General features: G+C 56.7%; 12 protein-coding genes. 4 read left to right on the top strand and 8 right to left on the bottom strand.

All coding sequences use genetic code 11. The features are described from left to right. The 7 genes from FDZ78_RS07530 to rsmH form a co-directional block, all read right to left on the bottom strand. Positions 1-1,344, bottom strand: a complete 1,344-nt coding sequence (locus FDZ78_RS07530) for an FtsW/RodA/SpoVE family cell cycle protein (RefSeq protein WP_123399545.1) — start codon at positions 1,342-1,344, stop codon at positions 1-3. A gap of 87 nt (positions 1,345-1,431) precedes the next feature. Beyond that, positions 1,432-2,790: a UDP-N-acetylmuramoyl-L-alanine--D-glutamate ligase gene (gene murD, locus FDZ78_RS07525; RefSeq protein WP_136408334.1), complete on the bottom strand. Its 1,359-nt coding sequence runs from the start codon at positions 2,788-2,790 to the stop codon at positions 1,432-1,434. A gap of 47 nt (positions 2,791-2,837) precedes the next feature. Then, positions 2,838-4,103, bottom strand: coding sequence for a phospho-N-acetylmuramoyl-pentapeptide-transferase (mraY, locus tag FDZ78_RS07520; protein WP_107031107.1), 1,266 nt, complete (start codon positions 4,101-4,103; stop codon positions 2,838-2,840). A 57-nt stretch (positions 4,104-4,160) separates the two neighbouring features. Beyond that, positions 4,161-5,633: a UDP-N-acetylmuramoyl-L-alanyl-D-glutamate--2,6-diaminopimelate ligase gene (locus FDZ78_RS07515; RefSeq protein ID WP_123399549.1), complete on the bottom strand. Its 1,473-nt coding sequence runs from the start codon at positions 5,631-5,633 to the stop codon at positions 4,161-4,163. A gap of 118 nt (positions 5,634-5,751) precedes the next feature. Continuing rightward, positions 5,752-7,833 carry a penicillin-binding protein gene (locus FDZ78_RS07510; RefSeq protein ID WP_136408333.1) on the bottom strand — a complete coding sequence of 694 codons (2,082 nt, stop codon included), beginning with the start codon at positions 7,831-7,833 and terminating at the stop codon, positions 5,752-5,754. A gap of 72 nt (positions 7,834-7,905) precedes the next feature. Then, the gene (locus FDZ78_RS07505; protein ID WP_107031104.1) at positions 7,906-8,220 is read right to left on the bottom strand and encodes an FtsL-like putative cell division protein; all 315 of its coding nucleotides are present in this window, start codon (positions 8,218-8,220) and stop codon (positions 7,906-7,908) included. A gap of 70 nt (positions 8,221-8,290) precedes the next feature. After that, entirely contained in the window at positions 8,291-9,205 is a 915-nt protein-coding gene (gene rsmH / locus FDZ78_RS07500) for a 16S rRNA (cytosine(1402)-N(4))-methyltransferase RsmH (RefSeq protein ID WP_123399553.1), read from the bottom strand. A gap of 551 nt (positions 9,206-9,756) precedes the next feature. Between rsmH and FDZ78_RS07495 the strand changes: the two genes are divergently transcribed. From FDZ78_RS07495 to FDZ78_RS07480, 4 genes are all read left to right on the top strand, one after another. Further along, a complete protein-coding gene (locus tag FDZ78_RS07495) occupies positions 9,757-10,335 on the top strand; it encodes a non-canonical purine NTP diphosphatase (protein ID WP_136409163.1) in 579 nt (192 codons plus the stop codon). A gap of 380 nt (positions 10,336-10,715) precedes the next feature. Next, on the top strand, positions 10,716-13,199 hold the full coding sequence (locus FDZ78_RS07490) for a hypothetical protein (RefSeq protein ID WP_136408332.1): 2,484 nt from the start codon (positions 10,716-10,718) through the stop codon (positions 13,197-13,199). Positions 13,200-13,261: 62 nt separating this feature from the next. Then, positions 13,262-13,786: a hypothetical protein gene (locus FDZ78_RS07485; protein WP_136408331.1), complete on the top strand. Its 525-nt coding sequence runs from the start codon at positions 13,262-13,264 to the stop codon at positions 13,784-13,786. A gap of 91 nt (positions 13,787-13,877) precedes the next feature. Beyond that, positions 13,878-14,846: a type I phosphomannose isomerase catalytic subunit gene (locus FDZ78_RS07480; protein ID WP_136408330.1), complete on the top strand. Its 969-nt coding sequence runs from the start codon at positions 13,878-13,880 to the stop codon at positions 14,844-14,846. A 158-nt stretch (positions 14,847-15,004) separates the two neighbouring features. Here FDZ78_RS07480 and FDZ78_RS07475 read toward each other — a convergent pair whose 3' ends face one another. Continuing rightward, a complete protein-coding gene (locus FDZ78_RS07475) occupies positions 15,005-15,979 on the bottom strand; it encodes a polyprenyl synthetase family protein (RefSeq protein WP_123399560.1) in 975 nt (324 codons plus the stop codon). Positions 15,980-16,051: the final 72 nt, after the last annotated feature.

Genomic DNA, 16,051 nt, shown 5'->3' with positions numbered 1-16,051 from the left:
TCAGAGCTGCATCTGGTTTTCGGCGCCGAACTGTTCGGGCAGGGCCTCGATTTCATCGCGGATATCCTGCTTTTTGCCTCCCTGGCGGGTGGCTGTGCGGCTGATGGAGAGCATAATGCCGAAGGCTATCGCGGTCACGAGGATCGAGGTACCTCCTTTTGATAGCAGTGGCAGCGGCTGGCCGGAGACGGGGAAGACGCCTGTCACGATGGCTATGTGGAAGAGGGCCTGGAAGGCTATCATCACCGCCATACCTATTACAACAAGCGCGGGGTAGGTTCGGTTGCAATGCGATGCGATTCCTGAGGCGCGACCTAAGAGCCAGAGGTAGAGAAGAAGCACCACGAGGCCGCCTATCAGTCCGAGTTCCTCGACTATTATGGCAAAAATATAGTCAGAGAACGCCAGCGGCAGGCGCGAGGCTTCGCGGGAGTTGCCGGGTCCTACGCCGTGGATGCCGCCGTGGGCCTGGGCCATGTAAGAGAGGATCTCCTGACGGTTCTTGCCTACGGCAGGGATTTCCCATTTGGGTGTCGATTTATCTTTGTGACGCTCCAGGCGTGCCAGCCAGGTGTCTATTCGCGAGGGGCTTTTATCTGCCGTCCCGTCGGCACTTACAAGTTCGATTTTCTGCTCTGCGTCAGCCGGAATTTCACTTGACCGCGAGTCGCTCCACATGAGGTAGGCTACGAAGAGACCGCCGAGGGCCATGTAGGCGATGGTCAGCACAAAGAGGTGGGAGAATTTCACGCCGCCCACTATCATCATCGAGTAGCTGATGGCCAGAAGCAGCAGAGTGTTGGTCAGGCCCTGCTTTATCAGCAGCCCGCTCAGCAGCAGCACTATGACTCCGGAATATTTTACTGCGTTTGAGGTAACGCCCACCTTCTTTGTGTTTGGATTCCAGGTCATCACAAGGGCTATGAGCAGCACGGCCGACAGTTTGACCATCTCGGCCGGATAGATGCCTATTCCGAGTATGGTCAGCGAGCGCCTGGCACCGTTGACTATCTCGCCGAAAAACATGACGTAGACCATCATGGCCACGCTGACGAGCGCGAATCCGAGGGTGAAGGGAATGAAGTCGGAATAGTGACGCTTGGAGAGGAACCATACCACGAATGTGCCTCCTGCAAGCATTACGATGTGGCGCAGGATCGGTCCCATCACACCGATCGACGAGCCGGCCACCTCGCGCGAGGAGGCGCTGTAGAGCTCGATGGTCGAGATGATGCAGAGGGCTATGAAGATGCCCCAGATGTGTTTGTCGGCTTTCGAGACGGCCTTGGGTTTTGCCGCCGGCTGTTCGCCGTGTGCTGGTATTGTCTGACTCTGGACTGCCATTGGCTGACGGAGAGATTGGAGGGTTATGTTATCTGGATGCTTAGAGGCCGGTTAATAACAGCCTCTCATATCTGTATTATCAAGTGCCTATTTCGATTCGAGGGCGCGGACCTGCTCCTTGAACTGACGGCCGCGGTCTTCATAGCTGCTGAAGAGGTCGAAACTTGCGCAGCATGGCGAGAGGAGCACTGTGTCGCCTTCGCGGGAGATGGCGGCGGCGGTGGCCACGGCTTCCTGAATCGAGTGGGTGTCATGGATCTCAGGCACCTGACCGGTGAAGAAGTCGAGGAGCTTGCTGTTGTCCTTGCCCATGCAGATGATGGCTTTCACCTTTTCTTTCACGAGGGGGAGGATTTCGGAGTAGTCGTTGCCCTTGTCCTTGCCGCCGAGAATCAGCACTGTGTCAGCGGGCATTGATTCGAGGGCATACCAGCATGAGTTGACATTGGTGGCCTTGGAGTCGTTGATGTAGCGGACGCCGTTGACTGTGGCAGTGTATTCCAGACGGTGTTCCACACCTTCGAAGTCGCCGAGCGCTCCGCGGATCTCCTGCTTGTCGATGTCGAGCAGGCAGGCCGAGAGGGCGGCGGCCATTGAGTTGTAGAGGTTGTGGAGACCGTTGAGCGAGAGCTCGGCGCGGGGCATTCTGAGCGAAGTCTCAGGGGTGTCGATTATGAGCGAAGCCTCGTCGCTGTCATTGTCTACGTAGGCGTGGCAGCCCTTCTCGAAGTGTTCGGCGAAGGGATAGAGCTGCGCCTCGGTGCGGATGCGTTCGAGCTGGCTTGTGATCACGGGGTCGTCCTGCCAGTAGATGAAGGCGTCCTGCGGGGTGAGATTGTTGAGGATGCGGAACTTGGCGTTGATGTAGTTCTGCATCTTGTAGTCGTAGCGGTCGAGGTGGTCGGGGGTTATGTTGAGGATCACGGCGATGTTGGCACGGAAGTCATACATGTTTTCCAGCTGGAAGCTTGACAGTTCGATCACGTAGACATCATGCTTCTCGCGTGCCACCTGAAGGGCCATGCTGCGGCCCACGTTTCCTGCAAGGCCCACGTTGATGCCTGCGTTTTTGAGTATGTGGTAGGTGAGGAGTGTGGTTGTGGTCTTTCCGTTACTGCCGGTGATGCAGACCATTTTGGCGTCGGTGTAGCGTCCGGCCAATTCTATTTCGGAGATCACGGGAATGCCTTTCTCGGTGATGGCCTTCATCACGGGAGTGGTCGGGGCAATGCCGGGGCTTTTGACCACCTCGTCGGCCGCGAGTATGCGGTCCATCGAGTGGCCCCCCTGTTCCCATTCTATTCCTTCGTCGTCGAGCATGCGGCGATAGTGTCCGGCTATGGTTCCATAGTCGCTGAGAAACACGTTTATTCCTTTTTCCTTGCCGAGGATGGCGGCGCCTACGCCGCTCTCACCTCCGCCGAGTATGACGAGATTTTTTGCCATTGGTATGCTTGCTGTTGTTTTAGCTTATCGGGTGTCAGGATTGCTGATTACCTGATCTTGAGGGTTACGAATGTTATGACTGCGAGGAAGATGCCGATGATCCAGAAGCGGGTGACGATCTTCGATTCGGGGATGGCGCGCAAGGGGGCCTGGATGATGGCCTCGATGCCTGAGTTGCCGGGCTTCTGATAGTGGTGGTGGAGGGGGGTCATCTTGAAGATGCGCTGCCCCTTGCCGTATTTGCGCCTGGTGTATTTGAAATAGGCCACCTGGAGCATCACCGAGAGGTCTTCAACAAAGAAAATGGCGCAGAGGATGGGGATCAGAAGCTCCTTGTGGATGAGGATGGCGAACACGGCTATGATGCCGCCGATGGTCAGCGATCCGGTGTCGCCCATGAAGACCTGCGCGGGGTAGGCGTTGTACCAGAGGAAGCCGATCAGGGCGCCGATGAAGGCCGACATGAACACAACCAGCTCCGACGACTGGGGTATGTACATGATGTTGAGGTAGGTGGAGTAGATGACGTTGCCTCCGAGATAGGCCATGATGGCCAGGGCCACGCAGATGATAGCCGAGGTGCCAGCACAGAGGCCGTCGAGGCCGTCGGTGAGGTTGGCTCCGTTGCTTGTGGCGGCCACAACCACGATGACCACGAGGATGAACAGTATCCAGCCGCCGACCTGGGCGTAGTCGCCGAGCCACTGGGTCAGATAGGCATAGTCGAAGTTGTTGTCCTTGACAAAGGGGATGGTGGTCTGGGTCGACTTCACATCCTGGCTCTCGCTTGCCATGACGGTCTCCACATTGTTCTCCGAGTATGTAACCGGCGTTACCTGGCGCTGAGTGATGTCGGGGCTGAGATACATGGTGAGGCCCACTATGAGTCCGAGGCCCACCTGGCCTATGATCTTGAATTTGCCTTTCATGCCCTCCTTGTCGTGCTTGGCCACTTTGATGTAGTCGTCGCAGAAGCCGAGTGATCCGAGCCATATGGTTGATATCAGCATGAGGATCATGTAGATGTTGCTCAAATCGCCCACAAGCAGGCAGGGAATGAGGATGGCGATGATTATGATTACTCCGCCCATTGTCGGAGTTCCGGTCTTCTGCATCTGTCCTTCGAGGCCGAGGTCGCGGATGATCTCTCCGACCTGCATGAGCTGCAGGCGGTCAATGATCTTGCGGCCGAACACCAGGGCTATGAAGAGCGAGAGCAGCAGCGCGGCTCCGGAGCGGAAGGTGATGTAGGTCATCAGTCGTGATCCGGGTATGTGGCTGTCTTGCAGAAGGTCAAATAGATAATAAAGCACTTGGGATAAATATTTTTAGATCGGTTTATCAATCGGGGGATTCAATCGGGGGGATTTCTATCGGCCGGAGGCTGATTCGGAGGCTATGATCTCGCGGACCACCTCGCGGTCGTCGAAATGGTGTTTGACGCCCTTGATCTCCTGGTAGTCCTCATGGCCTTTGCCGGCTATGAGGATCACGGAGCCTTTCGAGGCGAGGGTGGCGGCGGTGCGGATGGCCTGGCGGCGGTCGGTGATGTGGAGTGTGCGTGTGCGGGCTTCCTCGTCAAGACCTTCCTCCATGTCGCGGAGAATCTCTTCAGGCTCCTCGAAGCGTGGATTGTCAGAGGTGAGGATGAGGCGTTCGCTGCGGGCTGCGGCCTCGCGGGCCATGATGGGGCGCTTGCCCTTGTCGCGGTTGCCGCCGGCTCCGACCACGGTGATGATCTCGCCCTGACGGCCTATGACCTCGCGGATGGCGTTGAGCACGTTGACCACTGCGTCAGGCGTGTGGGCGTAGTCAACGATCGCCGTGTAGCCCTTGGGCGAATGGAAGGCCTGGAAGCGTCCGGCCACCGGGACCAGGCGCGACATCTCCCGGAGCACGTTGTCGTGGTTCCAGCCCAGCAGAATGCAGGCTCCGTAGACGGCCGTGAGGTTGTAGGCGTTGAATTTTCCGGTGAAAAGCAGTTCCACCTCGTGGCCGTTGAGGCTCAGGAGGGTGCCGTCGAGGCGTGACTCCACGATGCGTCCGCGGAAGTCGGCCTCGGAGCGCAGAGAGTAGGTGAAACGCCGTGCGCGGGTGTTCTGAAGCATTACGTCGCCCACCTTGTCGTCAGCGTTGGTCAGCGCGAAGGCATCGGCGGGGAGCAGGTCGAAAAATTTCTTCTTGGCGGCGAGATAGGCCTCGAAAGTCTTGTGGTAGTCGAGGTGGTCGCGGGTGAGGTTGGTGAAGATGCCCCCTTCGAAGCGCAGACCGGCAATGCGCTGCTGGTCGGCGGCGTGTGAGCTGACTTCCATTGCGGCATATTCACAGCCGGCTTCCACCATGCGGTGGAGAAGTTCGTTGATGGTCAGCGGGTCAGGGGTTGTATGGTCGGTGGGATAGGCGGTGTCGTCCACGTAGTTGCAGACGGTTGAGAGGAGTCCGGCCTTGTGGCCGAGCAGCCGCGCCATCTCATAGATGAGTGTGGCGGTGGTTGTCTTGCCGTTTGTGCCGGTGACGCCTACGAGGTGCAGTTTGCGCGAAGGGTTGTCCCACCACTGCGATGCGAGATAGCCGAGGGCGAGCGCCGAGGAGGGGACCACGATGTAGGTGACATGCGTCGAGAGGTCTTCGGGGAGCTGCTGGCAGACCACCGCAGTGGCTCCTTTCTCCACGGCCATCGGTATGAACCTGTGGCCGTCGACGCTGACGCCGGGGACTGCCACGAAGAGTGTCCCTTCAGTCACCTGACGGGAGTCGGAGGTCAGACCCGATATCATTTTATCATCACTGCCGATGATCTCGACGGTTTGCACCGGAGCGAGCAGTTCGTTGAGCTTTTTCACCTTTGAAATTATTGATTTGGTTGTTGTTTCGGAAATCTGTAGTGCCCGGAGGCGGTGAGGGAGAGGGGGGTGAGAAGACGGTTTATTATATATATAAGGAGTTTTGGGCTCCGGATGTTCAGTTGGCCAGAACGAGGCGGATGCGGGTGCCTTTTGGCGGATGCGATCCGGCGGTGTGGCTCATAGACCTGACGTAGCCCGAACCGGAGTATTCCACGTTGTAGCCTGCGTTTTCGAGGGCCACGAGGGCATCACGGAGTCCGTAGCCTCTGACGTCAGGCACTCCGGAGGCCGAAGCGGTTTCGGGGGCGCGGAGAGTGCGGCGCGAGGGTATGGAGAATTCGGCTTTGACTCTCTCATATGGATTCTTGCCGGGGGTCACATAGAAGGTTGGGGCGTTGGTCGAGGGGGTGTTGTCGCGGTAGTCCGAGCTGTTGCCGAGCATTCCGCGGGAGTATAGCTTGAGAGCCACGTTGCGCAGCACCTGGCCGGAGGTGGTGGCGGCTCCAAAGAAGTTTTTGGTTGGGTGGCATGTGAGCACCACGCAGGAGTACATCGGGTTTTCTGCGGGGAAGAAGCCACAGAAAGCCAGGCGCTTCTTGCCCTGGTTGTAGGCACCGTTCTCGATCATGTAGCATGTGCCGGTCTTTCCGGCGATGCGCACGGTGTTGTTGCGGAGGAAGCGTCCGGTGCCGTGGTCGCCCCAGACCACGTTGGTCAGCATCTCGCGCACAATTTTTGCCGTTCGTGGCGAACATGCTCGTCCGGAACCCATGTAGCCTACGGGGAGCACCGAGTCGACCTCGCCGCGGATCTCCTTGACCAGACGTGGGCGCACGAAGACACCGTCATTGGCTATGGCGTTGTAGATGGCCAGGGTGTAGAGGGGCGGAATTTCGGTGGCATAGCCGTAGCTCATGCGCGAGAGGGCAATGCGGCCTCCGCGGTCAGAGGGCACACTGTCGATGCGCGGGGGCACCTCGCCGGCTATTCCGGTGTTGAGCGGTTCGAGGAATCCGAGCTGCTTGATGCGCGAGTAGAAGGCTCCGGGATTGTCGTTGTATTTCCGGGTTATGATGCGGGCCATGCCGATGTTTGACGACTGTTCGAGCACGTCGCCCACGCGGATGGCAGTGGAGTGGTGGGCGTCGGTGATGGCACGGCCGCCTGCATAAGCCCATCCGCTGCCGGTGGGGAGCATTTCGTCGAAGTTGGTGACAATGCCGTCTTCAACGGCTATCATCATGGAGAGGGTCTTAACGACTGATCCGGGCTCGTAGCCCATCACTGCCCGGTTGCGGGCCTCGATGTAGCCCGGACCGCGGGGATTGCGCTCAAGATTGGAGATTGCCTTGATGTCGCCGGTCTTGACATCCATGAGCACAGCCACCCCCCAGTCGGCCCCGCAGGTGTCAAGCACGTTGTTGAGCTCGCTCTCCACTATGTCCTGCATGTTGATGTCGATTGTGGTCACTATGTCGCTGCCGGGCACTGCCGGGATGTCTGTCCAGTCTGTGATCTTTTTTGTGAGGTTGATCATCTTGCTGTAGCCAATCTTGCCGTAGAGGAGCGAGTCGAGGGCCTTTTCGAGGCCTGAAATGCCGTGGATCTCCTTGCTTTCAGTGGTTTCGCCCACGCCTCCGATGCTTCGGCGTGCCATGTCGCCGTAGGGGTTGAAGCGGCGCATGTATTTTTCGAATGTCAGGCCGTTGCGGTTGCGGTTTTTGATGCTGAAGAATGGGAGGGTACGCATGGTCTCCATGTCGGTGTGCGAGAGTCCGCTGAGGAGTTTGTAGGCTCTGGGGCGTTCGCTGTGCTTCTTGTCGAGGGGTGCGAGGAGGTGTTTTTTCCAGGCCTTTGCGTTGCGCACGGGGAAGAGGCGGGCCATGTCGGCGGCAAGCCAGTCAATGGTGTCGCGCAGGAGTTTTTCGTTGAATTTCTCGGCGCGGTAGTCGATGCGGGCGGTGTAGAAGTTGAGGTTTGTGGCCAGGACGCTGCCGTCAGAGGCGAGGATGTTGCCGCGCGGGGGCACTATGACCTTGCTCTGTGTGAGCAAGGCGTCGGCGCGTTCGTTCCACTTGTCAGCGTCAATGACGGTGTTTTCGACGAGTTTCGATACGATCATCGCCGAAAGAAGCAGAATGAACACGATGACGAGTCCATAGCGCAGAAGTATGTTGCTTCGGTTGTCCTTTTTCACGTTGGTTGGTCAGAGAATGTTGTGGGCTGTGAGGGTGTTATGAGAGTGGCGGAGGGAGGGTTGAGCGGAGGGTCATTTGGGTATTTTGTAGGGCGGCTGGGCCTGGACCTTGAGGTTGAGGTGGAGCGAGTCGACCATGTGTTGCATGGAAGTTTCGCGTTTGCGCCCCATGAAGGCGCTGCGCTCGCGGGCCTTTTCGTTGTTGACTATCTCAAGGGTGCGTTCGAGGGCTGCGATTTTCTCCATGTTGGTCTGGCAGGTGTATTTGGTCGTTATATAGACCATTATCACCACAATGCAGATGAGCACCGGGAGCCAGTGGCGGGCGAAGAAGTCGCTTGAGAGGACTTGGCCGCGGAAGAGGCGAGTGATAATGGAGGCTTTCATATTGTTGATGGGTCCTGGAGTTGCCGGAGGGGAGTTTCCGGGAGATTTTATATATTATTTTTTTTGCGGATCAGAGTTTTACGGCTACACGGAGTTTGGCGCTGCGCGAACGGGGGTTGCGCTCGGTTTCTTCGGCCGTGGGGACTATCGGCTTGCCGCCCAAGGGCTTGAGGGGGGCTTCGATGCGCCCGAAGAAGTCTTTCTCCACGTTGCCGGCGAAGTTGCCTGTCTTCATGAAGTTCTTGACCATGCGGTCTTCGAGGCTGTGGTAGGTGATTACGGCGAGGCGTCCGCCGGGCTTGAGGACTTTGAGTGCGCCCTGAAGGAGTTCGCGGAGTGCGCCCATTTCGTCGTTGACCTCTATGCGGAGGGCCTGGAACACCTGGGCGAGTTCTTTTTTCTCTTTGCGCGGGTCAATGTGGGGGCGGATGGCGTCGATGAGCCGTCCGATTGTCTGCAGGGGGCTTTCGCTGCGTGCTTTTACGATCGAGCGGGCCATCTGGCGGCTCTGTTTCAGTTCGCCGTAGATGTAGAGTATCTCGGCTATGCGCTCTTCGGGGAGGGTGTTGACCAGATCTGCCGCCGAGCGGCCAGCCTGGCGGTTCATCCTCATGTCGAGGGGTCCGTCAAAGCGGAAGGAGAAACCGCGTTCGGTGTCATCGAAGTGGTGGAAGGAAACTCCGAGGTCGGCCAGCACTCCGTCAACTTCAGCCACGTCATAGTAGCGCATGAAGTTTGTGATGAAGCGGAAGTTGGAGTAGACCATCGTGAAACGGGGGTCGGAGGGGGCGCGGCGCACCGCATCCTCGTCCTGGTCGAAGGAATAGAGCATTCCGCCGAGGCCTGCGTCGAGACGCTCCATGATGGCGCGTGAGTGGCCGCCGCCGCCGAATGTGGCGTCGACGTAGATTCCACCGGGCTGAATGTCAAGGGCCGAGATGGTTTCGGGCAGCAGGGCTGGTATGTGGTAAACTTCTTCGGGCATGGGTGCGGAAAGGATCGTCAAAGGGGTTAGCTTTAGAGGGTGTAAAATTACAAAAATTTGCAAAACTAAACAGTAAAAAATCGCCGAAAATTTTAAGAAGTTATTAACATTCGGAAAAATAACTGAAAATCAGGGCTCCGGAGTATTTGCAAATGTAAATTTGCGGGGCTTCCGCATTATCGCATTCACCGGGTTCCTGCGGGCCGTATCTTTGCAGAAAAAAAGCCATGAAGAAGAGAGTTAAAAAAGAGTGTCGCCGAATTGTTTCGGGCAAGTATTATGACGAACTGATGGGGCTGATCGCCAGGACTCTGATAGCCATAGAGGTGGAGAGAGACGAACTTGACCGCTGCCTGGAGGCTTTCAGCAGCTATCTGACCGTGGGGGTTGTTGATCCGGCGCCTGACGATCTGAATTTCAAGATGATAATGGCTCTGATGGAGCCGGAGATAGAGCGGGCCGCCGAGCGGTCGGCGCGGGCCAGACGACGGAAGAAGCCGAAAAGCGCCGACGAGGGCAATAAAGAGGCTCCCGCACCGTTAAATAATAATATGCAGGAAATAGTATTCGCCACCAACAATCGACATAAGCTCGAAGAGATCCGCCGCATTGTCGGCGACAAGTTCAGAATCCTGTCGCTCAGCGATATAGGCTGCCATGAGGAAATCCCCGAAACAGCCTCTACCCTCAGCGGCAACGCACTGCTGAAAGCCCGCTACGTGAAGCGGCACTACGGCTATGACTGTTTTGCCGATGACACCGGCCTGATGGTCGATGCGCTTGGGGGCGCCCCCGGAGTCTATTCGGCCCGCTTTGCCGGCCCGGCCCATGACAGCGCGGCCAACATGGAGCTGCTTCTGCGCCGCATGGACGGTGCCGTGAACCGGTCGGCCCGCTTTGTCACCGTCATAGCCCTGCTGCTTGACGGCGAGGAGCATCTGTTTGAAGGCAAGGTGGAGGGCGAGATCCTTTCCGCGCCGCAGGGCACCGCCGGGTTCGGCTATGACCCCGTGTTCAAGCCCGCCGAAAGTCCGGTGAGCTTTGCCTGCATGAGCGCCGATGACAAGAATGCCATCAGCCACCGCGGGCGCGCCACGGCCCTGCTGCTCGACTACCTGTCGAAGCTCTGAGCCGGACACCCCCCACTCCTCTCTTAGAGGTTGTTTAAAAACAATAGTTAAAATCTGAGTGGTGTATCTTTTAGATAAATTGTTGCAAATGAGGATGGAGCATAGCGAGCTATGTGACTGACGAATTTCAACAATTTAGCAAAAGAGACACCAAGGCTCAGGTAACTAAAAAAATACTCAAACATGAAATTACTGAAAGGAAAAAAGACAATACCCTCGCCTGCGAAAGTTTTGGGCGCCTATGGCTCTTCATCTCAGTCACATAGCTCGCTATGCTCCTTCGATTCAGAGCCATATCCACCTCAAAACTTTCGCTCAGATTTTAACTATTGTTTTTAAACAACCTCTTAACACCATCCAACACATCCCCGATGACGCAAATGATAAGAAAACTCTTCGTAATCCTCCTACTGTGTCTGCTCCCGTCCGGGCTTTCCGCACAGCTCGCCACCGGCAGCTGGAAGGTCTACGGTGCTTTCGGTCTGCCTGACAAACTACTGGAAACCCCTCAGTTTGTCTATCTTCTGACCCAGGGCTCGCTCCATTCCTATGACAAGACCAATGACGAAAGCCGCTCCTATCTGCCCGGCGATGATATAAACGGACACCAGATCAAGAATATCTTCTACAACACCGACAGACGCTATCTGACCATCTGCTACATGGATGCGGCCATTGATCTGCTCTATGACGACGGACGCCTGGTGAGCCTGCCTGACATACGCGATGCAAACCTTACGGTCTCGAAGGTGATCAACGATGTGAAGTTTGACGGCGATCTGATCTATGTGGCCACATCGTTCGGCCTGGTGGTGTTCAGAGAGAGCACCGCCGATGTCAAGGAGTCAGGGGTCTATAATGTCAATGTCGCGGCGATAGCCCTTACGCCTGACCACCTGCTCATCTATCCCCATGACGGCGACAAGGCCCGCCACCTGCTGGCCATCGAGAAGACAGCCCGCATGAATTCACTCGGCAACTACATCTCTGTCGGGGTGCTCCCTGACAACTATGTTGAGATCATCCCCCTTTCCGACGGCTATGCCGCCGACGGGATGACCCACTTCATTCTGCGTGACAACACGCCATATCTGGCCCACGTAGGCGTGAGGTTCGACCCGGTTCCGGAGTCGCACATCTGCTGGGTGGCCGGACAGACGCCGCAGTGCTTCAGAAGCGACGAGGGAGTGGTCTATTATGTGTCGGAGGGCCGGCTTTATGAAGTGGGACTGCCTCAGGAAACCAATCTCCCGGTGCCGGTGAAAGAGGTGGTGAGGATTCCGGAGATCATGAAGGACGATCTGATAGCCACGACTTCAGGAATGTCGTCGGTATGGGTGGCCGGAATGAAAGGTCTGGGCAACTACCGGCTTGATGCTGACGGGGGTATGACGGTGTTGCGTGACCGGTTCCGTCCGTCGGGAGTGACTACTTTTTCTGATATTTCCTGCTTCTTTCCTTCATCGGACGGACGCGGATTCTATATCTCCAACCTTGGAATCAGTCAGGTGAAGCCTATAGGCAAAGGCGATTTCATGAATACGCGGTTTACCGGCAATTTCATCAGCGGCGGCAAGGTCGAGGATGTGGCGGTCACCGGCAAGATGACCATAAGAAACTCACCCGGAGCGACTTCGGCCCAGCGCTACGGCTACGACAACATTTTCGCGCCGGCCTTTGTGATAGAGGACCCGGATGACCCGACAATCCGCTACATCGGATCGGGTCTCGACGGCCTTTTCGTGGTCAAGGACGGGCAGGAGATAGGCAAGTTTGACGAAAACAGTAGCATCTACAAGTCCGCGAACTGGGCCTGGCGAACCAATGACGCCTGTTTTGACCCTGACGGCAATCTGATAATAGGTGTCTTTACCAACAATGCGAACGAATCGCCGATCGCTGTGCTTCCGGCCGAAAAACGCCGCACAAAAGATCTGCGCTCCATCACCAAAGACGACTGGCTGACTCTCGACATAGGCAACTACATCAGCAACCGCGACGTAGACCTACTCCTCTGCCGCCATTCGCCCATGATCTTCCTGATCGCCTCGCACTATCAGGGAGGTTTCGCGGCCCTCCACCACGGAGGCACAGTGACCGATCCGTCTGACGACCGCCATGTCACGTTCTCTTCTCTGATCGATCAGGACGGCAAACAGTTTGTGACCAACTATCCGAGATGTCTGACTGAAGACAAGCGCGGCCGCATCTGGTGCGGTACCACTTCAGGCATCTATGAGATCACCAATCCGCTGAGTGTCTTTTCGCCGGACTTCACCATCAATCGCCTGAAGGTGCCCCGCAATGACGGCACTAATCTTGCCGACTATCTGCTGGAGACCGAAGACATCAACTGCATTGCGGTCGACGCCGCCAACCGCAAGTGGGTGGGAACTATGGATTCGGGAGTCTATCTTGTCAGCGAGAACGGCGATGAAGTGATAGCCAACTTCAACACTTCGAACTCTCCGCTCAGCACCAACACCATCACGGACATCTATGTGGACCCCAACAGCAATTCGGTCTTCATAGCCACTCTTCATGGACTCTATGAGTATGCCTCCACAACCAGCCCTGCGCGTCCGGACTATTCCGATGTCTATGCCTACCCCAACCCCGTGGAGCCGGGCTATTCGAGCTGGATCACCATAAAGGGCCTGATGGAGAATTCGCTTGTCAAGATCATGGACGCAGGGATGCACCTTGTCTACCAGACACGCTCCCAGGGCGGACAGGCCATCTGGGACGGCTGCTCGCTCAACGGATCGAGGGTGAAGAGCGGCGTCTATTATGTGCTCGCCTCAAGCGGTGACGATGTCAGTTCAGAGGGCGATGTGGTCACGAAAATACTCGTAGTCAATTAGAGGGCTTGTCATGAAACACCTTCTCAACCGAACATGTAGATTATAACGGACGTTTTCTTGATATGGAAACTTTGAAATATAAAGATGAGACAGACCGCAGTTACGGTGCGACCGGAATGGCCATCGGACTGCTGATTTTCGACGGCGAGGATATGCTCGCCTCTATAAACATCGACGGCGATCCGAACGACATGGTGGTCATGTCGCCCGACTTCTATTTCGCCGGCAATCCCGGAGTCTCGGCGAAGACAGCCTGGAACCAGATGCTTAAAAACTATAATCTCGGCATAGGCATGCTGATGTCGAATCTTCTCTGCCGCCACCTTGTCTCTGCCCGCCAGGCTCTTCCGGCGGCTCTGCGCGAACGCCTCCACAGCATCGCGGTGGAGGAGGGACGTGATGCCTGTTCGCTTGAAGACGATGAGATAGACCGTCTTTTCGAGAAGAACATGTCTTATCTGACAAAGGTGTTCTCCCACAGAGGCGTGCAGTCCATAGCCCACGATTTTGCCGCCGAGCTGCTCTCGCGCCGCACGCTTTCGCGCCTCGATGTGCTCGAACAGCTTGAGGCTCTCAGAGTGCTCTGAGCCTTCCGGGCTGTCAGGCTCACACACGCGCACACAGGCGCACACGCATACATATTCAGATCATTATCAAACGTTTCAATAATTGTCAATAATGCTGAACAAACCTATCCATTTCGCGCCCTACCTCAAGTCTGTCATCTGGGGTGGAGAGCGCATCGCGCCTTATAAGGGCATTACGACTGACCAGACTGCCATAGGCGAAAGCTGGGAACTGTCAGCCGTGCCTGGCCATATCTCCGTGGTTGACCGCGGACCTCTGGCCGGACAGTCTCTGACACAGCTGATCGAGACCTACAGAGAGGAGCTTGCCGGTGCCGATATCTACAGCCGCTTCGGAACCGCTTTTCCTCTGCTTATAAAGTTTATCGACGCCAAGGCCGATCTCTCGGTGCAGGTGCACCCTGACGATGAGCTGGCGGCCCGACGCCACAATTGCCCCGGAAAGACCGAGATGTGGCACATCATCGACACCGAGCCGGAGGCCAAGATCTATGTGGGTCTGAAAGAGAGCATCACTCCCGATGACTATGAGCGCCGTGTGGCCGACAATACCGTCATGGAGGTGATCGATGCCTATGATTCGGCTCCCGGCGATACGTTCTTTCTCCCTGCCGGGCGCATCCATGCCATCGGTGCGGGCAATCTGCTTGCAGAAATCCAGGAGACGAGCGATATAACCTATCGCATCTATGACTATGACCGCCGCGACAAGGACGGCAATCCCCGCGAGCTCCACACGGCCCAGGCGCGCGATGCCATAGACTATACGGTGTATACTGACTATAAGTCACACCCCGAAGGGTCGGTGCTTGCCGATTGCAGCCATTTCGTGACCCGCAAATTTGCGGTTGACGGCAGCGGCGAGGTGGCGATTCCGCGTGACCGCGAGTCGTTTACCATCATCATCTGCCTTGAGGGCGAGACGGTGGTCTCATGGACCGACGGCGCAGGTGTGCGCGGGTCGCAGAAGGTTGTCCGCGGCGAGACGTGGCTCTGCCCTGCCGTGCTCCGTGACCTTGCGGTGTCAGGCAAAGGCGAGATTCTATCGGTGCAGGCGTAAGCGTAAATCAATATCCTGACAGACATTACATTCAAATAAATATCTTTGCCCCCTGGCACCCGCGCGCAATGCGCCGCAGATGCCGGGGGCGATTATGTGCACATGGCCCCCGGCGGATGTCCGTCAGGCAGAGAATTGTAACCAAGTGGGGGGGAAGATCAGACTTCGCGGGAGATGATGAAGTCAAAGAGAGAGAGGAAATGGGCGGTGACGGGGGAGTCGAAGCGCCGGAGGATGGCGGCGGCTTCCTCACGAAGACGCTGCATGGTGGCGTAGGCATACTCAATGCCGCCGTTTGCGCGGGCAAAGGCTATAAGACTGTCGATCTCTTCCTCGCTCAGAGGTTCGCCGGAGCGGAGCAGGGCTTTCATGGCCTCGCTCTCCGGGCCTGTGGTGGAGTTGAGCGCATGGAGCAGCGGGAGGGTTACTTTGCCCTCGCGCAGGTCGTTGCCGGTAGGTTTTCCGATGGCCTTGGAGTCGAAATAGTCAAAAATATCGTCCTTGATCTGGAAACAGAGGCCGAAGAGCTCGGCGAAACGCCGCATGGCTTCGATAGATTCGTCGTCGGCTCCGGTGCAATAGCCACCCATAGCCACGCATGACACGAAGAGCGAGGCTGTTTTGTGGGAGATCACCTTGAAATAGGCCTCTTCGTTGAGTTCGTGGTAGCGGGCATTGTAAATCTGGTCCATCTCGCCGAGCGAGAGGAGCTTTCCGAGGTCGGCAATGGTGTTGATTACGCGCAGATCGGCCGTGCGGGCTGCCAGACGCAGGGCGTTTGACACGAAAAAGTCGCCGACAAGGACTGCCACATGATTGTCCCACATGGCGTTGATGGTCTCCTGGCCGTGGCGCTGGCTTGAATCGTCGACCACATCGTCATGAATGAGCGAGGCGTTGTGGAGAATCTCTACCGAGGCTGCTGCGGTCAGCACATTCTCGTTGACCCCGCCGAAGAGGCGCGCGGTCAGCATGACCAGCATAGGGCGCAGCTGCTTGCCTTTATGGCGTAGATAGGTGCCTATCACTTGATTCATCAGAGTGTTCGATGAATCAAGCGAGCTGCTGATCAGCTCGTCGAGACGGGTAAGTTCCGGCTGAAGTGATTGGCGTATGTCGGCAAATGCGGTCATATTCGAGTTGCAAATTTACAAAATTCTTCTGTAAACCATTCACGTTTGAAAAAATTAATGAAATAAATCCCG

Origin of the sequence: Duncaniella sp. B8 (genome assembly GCF_005304985.1) — a bacterium.
In the GTDB taxonomy this organism is placed as follows: Bacteria; Bacteroidota; Bacteroidia; order Bacteroidales; family Muribaculaceae; genus Duncaniella; species Duncaniella muris.
This window is presented reverse-complemented; position numbering and strand designations above follow the sequence as displayed.

Bases quoted from the DNA above. Each gene is read 5' to 3' on its own strand.
- FDZ78_RS07530 (WP_123399545.1), bottom strand. From the start codon at position 1,344: ATGGCAGTCCAGAGTCAGACAATACCAGCACACGGCGAACAGCCGGCG.
- murD (WP_136408334.1), bottom strand. From the start codon at position 2,790: ATGGCAAAAAATCTCGTCATACTCGGCGGAGGTGAGAGCGGCGTAGGC.
- FDZ78_RS07505 (WP_107031104.1), bottom strand. From the start codon at position 8,220: ATGAAAGCCTCCATTATCACTCGCCTCTTCCGCGGCCAAGTCCTCTCA.
- rsmH (WP_123399553.1), bottom strand. From the start codon at position 9,205: ATGCCCGAAGAAGTTTACCACATACCAGCCCTGCTGCCCGAAACCATC.
- FDZ78_RS07495 (WP_136409163.1), top strand. From the start codon at position 9,757: ATGCAGGAAATAGTATTCGCCACCAACAATCGACATAAGCTCGAAGAG.
- FDZ78_RS07490 (WP_136408332.1), top strand. From the start codon at position 10,716: ATGATAAGAAAACTCTTCGTAATCCTCCTACTGTGTCTGCTCCCGTCC.
- FDZ78_RS07485 (WP_136408331.1), top strand. From the start codon at position 13,262: ATGGAAACTTTGAAATATAAAGATGAGACAGACCGCAGTTACGGTGCG.
- FDZ78_RS07480 (WP_136408330.1), top strand. From the start codon at position 13,878: ATGCTGAACAAACCTATCCATTTCGCGCCCTACCTCAAGTCTGTCATC.
- FDZ78_RS07475 (WP_123399560.1), bottom strand. From the start codon at position 15,979: ATGACCGCATTTGCCGACATACGCCAATCACTTCAGCCGGAACTTACC.